The organism is Streptomyces sp. SID3343 (assembly GCF_009865215.1).
Classification (GTDB): domain Bacteria; phylum Actinomycetota; class Actinomycetes; order Streptomycetales; family Streptomycetaceae; genus Embleya.
Genome location: NZ_WWJX01000516.1, coordinates 1 through 3,003, shown reverse-complemented (window position 1 = coordinate 3,003; position 3,003 = coordinate 1). Strand labels below are relative to the sequence as shown.

The 3,003-nt window shown below is 72.1% G+C and carries 3 protein-coding genes; all 3 read right to left on the bottom strand.

Features of this window, described 5'->3' with window-relative positions:
- The coding region (locus GT354_RS16290) for a hypothetical protein (RefSeq protein ID WP_161357037.1) at positions 1 to 491 on the bottom strand (491 nt) is incomplete at its 3' end.
- A gap of 174 nt (positions 492 to 665) precedes the next feature.
- Complete coding sequence (glmS, locus tag GT354_RS16285) at positions 666 to 2,486, bottom strand: glutamine--fructose-6-phosphate transaminase (isomerizing) (RefSeq protein WP_161357036.1); 1,821 nt, start codon at positions 2,484 to 2,486, stop codon at positions 666 to 668.
- A gap of 102 nt (positions 2,487 to 2,588) precedes the next feature.
- The gene (locus GT354_RS16280; protein ID WP_161357035.1) at positions 2,589 to 2,849 is read right to left on the bottom strand and encodes a hypothetical protein; all 261 of its coding nucleotides are present in this window, start codon (positions 2,847 to 2,849) and stop codon (positions 2,589 to 2,591) included.
- Positions 2,850 to 3,003: the final 154 nt, after the last annotated feature.

Genomic DNA, 3,003 nt, shown 5'->3' with positions numbered 1-3,003 from the left:
GCGTCGCCGTCGCGGGGCTCCGTGCGCCGACCGCCGCGACGACGCCCCGCATGGCGGCCGACGCCGCCGCGGCACTGACCAACGGCGGCCTCACGCACGGCCACAGCGGCACGGTCTTCCCATCGGCCGTGGTGGCGGCGCGCGTCCTCCTGGACCTTCTCGAACACGGTCGGCCGGCGGTGCGGCCCGCCGCCGCGGCGCTGCTCCACGATGCGTTGCAGTCGGTCGCGTGGCCCGGACACGATCGCATCGACACCCGTCACGCGCGAGCGGTACGACCGTGCTGCGCCGTCGCCGAGTCGGTCCATGCCGCCCCCCGTGACGCCCTCGTCGGTTCGGGCGTCGAGGGCCGGGCCCTGCTCGTCGAGGCGCGCCGGCACCGGCGGTTCGAGATTCACGAGCACTTCGCGGACGAACCCGACACCGTGGTCGTCGGCGTCCTCACGGGCCGCCTCCCGGACGGGAGCGCACCCGCCGGCGAACTGCGCCACGGGCCCGCGTCACCGCGGTCGGCGAAGTCGGGGTCGAGTACGCCCCGGACCCCGACACGTCCGAGGCGTGTCTACGTCTCGTCGGGGTACGGGGCGACGATGTCACCGGCGGGGCGGTCCTGTACTCGGCGCACGCCGATTGATCCGCGGTCGCGGTCGGGTGGCCCTCGTGGGCTACTCCACGGTGACGGACTTGGCGAGGTTGCGTGGGCGGTCGATGTCCTCGCCCAAGGTGCGGGCGGCGTGGTAGGCGAGGAGTTGGGCGGGGATGGTGAGCAGGATCGGATCGAGTTCCGGCTCGTTCTTCGGCACGGTGATCCGGTGGGCGGTCAGGTCGCCGAGGTCGACGCCCGGGTGGGTGATGACCGTCAACTCCCCCCTTCTGGCCAGGATTTCGTGCGCCGCCGCGATGTTGCGCTCGCGGAGTTCGTCGTCGGGGACGATGGCCACGGTGGGTAGTTCGGGGCCCACCAACGCGAGTGGGCCGTGCTTGAGTTCGCTGCTCGGATACGCCTCGGCGTGCCGGTAGGTGATCTCCTTGAACTTCTGCGCGGCCTCACGCGCCACGGGGTAACCCCGGACTCGGCCGATGAACAACAGGCTGCGCGCGTGCGCGAGCCGCCGGCCGGCGTCGGCGATGCTCTGCTCGTCGGCGAGCACTTCGCCGATCTGCGCGGGAAGTGCCTTCAGGCCGGCCAGAATTCGGGTGCCGTCGGCGTGCGAGAGGTCGTGTACGCGGCCCAGGGCGAGCGCGAGGAGGGCGAAACCCACGGCCATGTGGGTCAGCGCCTTGGTCGACGCGACCGAGATCTCGGGGCCGGCGTGGAGGTAGATCCCGCCGTCGCACCGGCGGGCGATGGCCGAGCCCACGACGTTGACGAGTCCCACGACCCGGCCGCCCTTGCGCTGGATCTCGCGGACGGCGAACAGCGTGTCGGCGGTCTCGCCCGACTGGCTGACCGCGACGTACAGCGTGTCCGGTTCGATCACCGGGTTGCGGTAGCGGAACTCGGAGGCGGGCTCGGCGTCGGCGGGCACCCGCGCCAACGCCTCGATGGTCAACGCCCCGGCCTGGCCGACGTAGTAGGCCGACCCGCACCCGAGCACCTTGACCCGGCGAAACCCGCGCAGTTCGCGCAGATCCAGGCGCAGACCGTCGAGCCGGGCCGACGCGAAGCGGTCGTCCAACCGTCCGCGCAACATCCGTTCCAGGGAAGCCGGTTGCTCGTGGATCTCCTTGTGCATGAAGTGCTCGTGGCCGGCGAGTTCGAGTTCCTCGACGGTGAGGTCCACGGTCGTGGGCGTCTTGGCCGTGTCCTGGCGGTCACCGGTGAAGGTCCGGAAGCCGGTCGCGGTGACCGTGGCGAACTCCCCGTCGTCGAGATGCACGACCGAACTGGTGTGTCGGACCAGTGCCGCCGCGTCGCTGGCGACGAACATCTCGCGCTCGCCCACGCCCAGGATCAGCGGCGAACCGTTGCGGGCCACCACGATGCGGTCCGGGGTCGAGACGTCCACCACGGCGACGGCGTAGGTGCCGGTCACGTGTGCGAGCGCGTCCAGGACGGCGCCCTCCAGGGACGTTTCGGCGGACCGCGCGATCAGGTGCGCGAGGACCTCGCTGTCGGTGTCCGACGCGAGTACCACTCCGTCCTTCGCCAGGCGTTCGCGCAGGATCGCCGCGTTGTCGATGATGCCGTTGTGGACGACCTGGATCCGGCCGTCCTGCGAACCGTGCGGGTGCGCGTTGGCCTCGGTGGGCGCGCCGTGCGTGGCCCACCGAGTGTGGCCGATGCCGATGCCGCCGCTCGTGCGCTCCGGCACCGCGGCGGCGAGGTCGTGCACGCGGCCGACGCGGCGGATCACCTTGGCCCCGCGCGACCCGATCACCGCGATCCCGGCCGAGTCGTAACCGCGGTACTCCAGCCGGCCGAGGCCGGCCACCAGGATGGGCGCGGCAGGTTGCGCCCCCACATATCCGACGATCCCGCACATGGTCGTGTTCTCCTCGCTCGATTCGATCAGCCGTGGATCGCCCCGAACCCGGGCCGACCGTGGATTGCCCGGCTCCGTCCGTCGGAGACCGCCCGGACCCGGTCAGCCGTAGATCGCCCGCCGGATCTGTCGCTCGGTCAACCGCGGTGCGGCGACGTTGCGTTCGGCCAACTCGGCGGCGATCAGCCGGTAGATCTCGGGATTGCGCCGGCCGTAGAGCCGGTGGTGGCGATGCCGACGACGGATGTAGTCCTCGACGGGCTCGCGGTACCACGCGAGGACGTCGTCGACGACCCGCGTCGCTTCCGCCCGCGAGAGTCCCGCCACCGCCGCGATGCGGTCCACCAGCTCGTCGTCGGCCACCCCCCGATCCTGACCCGCCACGGGTCGTCGAGCAAGAATCTGCCCGATTTCGGGCAGGAACGCGGGGGCCGGAGCGTTGGGACGGCCTACATCGTCGCCGGCCGGCCGCCACGGCCGCCACGGCCGCCACGAGCGTCACGGCCGCCCGGCCCGC